Raw genomic sequence first — 1914 nt, 5'->3', positions numbered from 1 at the left:
ACGTTCAGGTTCAGACAGGGTGATATTCGATTTCAATTTCATAAGAACAGGCAGTCAGTCTTCGGATGACCGATTATACCACTGATGCAAATAGTTTTTCTGATGAACTTAAGAAAAATAATATAGTAACCGTATACCAATATGTTTATGATCAGATGATAAAAAAAAGACAAGAGTTACGTCGCTATTTATTGGAACCCCTGAATAATAAATTACCCGAAGAATATAAACCGATACGTGAAACTTATTATAACGGCTCAGGGAAAGCAAAAAATTATGTGGAGAAAATGATCATCAAAACAGCAAATGAACGTTTACTTTCCCAATTGGAAGAGATGGATAAACTCCGGTTGTTAAAAAATGGTCAGGATATGGCTTCAATGGAGTGGATGCCTTATGAATATAACAGTATTGTTTATGTTCCCGAAAACCTTAGTCTCTGTTCAATTCTGAAAGAGCTGATTGAGGAGGAAAATAATAATGGGCTATCTCGCTTTGTTTATTGAATATTCATCTTTAAAAAAGAGAAATGACATTATTAAGATGTGATTTATCAATCGAAAAATGAAATAAACCGGAATTCCTTGTAGCCATTCCGGTTTATTTTGAATAATTCTCTCAGGCCAGCAATAGCGGCAATTCAGTCCTGATGACAATCCTGCCATACACGATGTCAACAATGACAGGATGATCCAACAAACCGCTTTCTGTTAGCCAGTCACCGGCCAGATAAAGCTCGCCATTATCGCGTACCCAGTCGATGCCCTGATAGGGATCAAGTTCGGTTTTATGGAACAAGGCGGCAAGGTCAGGTTCGGTTTTTGGCTCAATCAGGGACAAAATCAACCCGTTGGCAAATTGCGTGATGTGAAATAATGCATCGGCGGTAAAGCCGATTTTTTGCAGTGTGTCACCACTGATCACACATGCCGGCAGTTCGGCAAGCGGCGATGAAAGATGAAGATCCATGAATACATTCCTTGTGTTATTGAACGTGGCAGAAATGCGAACCGCTTCCCAAAATGCAAAAAAGACAGGAAACGGTTCATTTTTTATCAGAGGAAATATTTATTTTTCAATTAAAAACAGAGTATTAAGTGTTTTTCCTTAGCCCGATTTTATTTAACTGGCCGGGAAATTGCTGTAACCAGTGGGCGACGGCGATATCATCCCACTCACCTTCATTGAGGCTTTTCAGGCAGTGCCACAGTTCATGGAAATTTTGAGCAGTAATGATAAGGCAGCCTGGCATCACCCTGATTTTTAACGGATCATGAATGGAAAATCCGGCTTCCAGTAGCCATTTTCCGCTTAAGTTAATGGCAGGGATTGTACGGTTGGAACCTTGGGGGCGGTAAACGACTTTCTGATATCGTTCTGGTTGAGAAATTTTGTAAATACAGGTATCTGCATTAGAATGCACGTTAGCCATAATAACTACCTACTTTAGTTGTTGTGGTTAGCGGTTTTATCGTGTGTCCAGCACGGTAAAGCCGCGTTCAGATTTCATTGCCTACCTTATCGCCACCCTGAACAACATTCCATCATCAAAATCCACCTTTGCGAAGCGGCTCGCAAAATAAATACTGGATATACATCCATTGTAAATGAGCGTGTCAAATCACTCAATAAATCCACTTTTTTGCCGATAATACCAGCAAATTTAATCATAATAGCAGCATGTTTGGCACCGCGACCTGGCGGGCCGCGATGAACAACCTGGAAGTGCGTGATTTTGATGACCTGCCGCATCCGGCCAAAGATCAAACGCCTGCCGTGACACAGGACGGCGGGCATTAATCAGGGAGACTTCCGATGTCATTGAAAAAACACATGACGACACTACAGCAAGGGCAGTCACTGCTTCAGCAGGGCGCGTCCGCCACCCGCGTGGCCTTGCCGACGACGGGGATT

3 protein-coding genes are annotated in these 1914 nt (G+C 42.2%); 1 reads left to right on the top strand and 2 read right to left on the bottom strand.

The features are described from left to right. The first annotated feature begins 65 nt into the window (after positions 1–65). Positions 66–506, top strand: a complete 441-nt coding sequence (locus IQ211_RS19045) for a transposase (protein ID WP_228011626.1) — start codon at positions 66–68, stop codon at positions 504–506. Between the two features lie 112 nt (positions 507–618). Here IQ211_RS19045 and IQ211_RS19040 read toward each other — a convergent pair whose 3' ends face one another. Further along, positions 619–969 carry a SymE family type I addiction module toxin gene (locus IQ211_RS19040; RefSeq protein ID WP_189761391.1) on the bottom strand — a complete coding sequence of 117 codons (351 nt, stop codon included), beginning with the start codon at positions 967–969 and terminating at the stop codon, positions 619–621. Between the two features lie 124 nt (positions 970–1093). After that, the gene (locus IQ211_RS19035; RefSeq protein WP_189761392.1) at positions 1094–1432 is read right to left on the bottom strand and encodes a SymE family type I addiction module toxin; all 339 of its coding nucleotides are present in this window, start codon (positions 1430–1432) and stop codon (positions 1094–1096) included. Between the last annotated feature and the right edge of the window lie 482 nt (positions 1433–1914).

Source organism: Xenorhabdus griffiniae, from assembly GCF_015163655.1.
GTDB lineage: Bacteria > Pseudomonadota > Gammaproteobacteria > Enterobacterales > Enterobacteriaceae > Xenorhabdus > Xenorhabdus griffiniae.
This window is presented reverse-complemented; position numbering and strand designations above follow the sequence as displayed.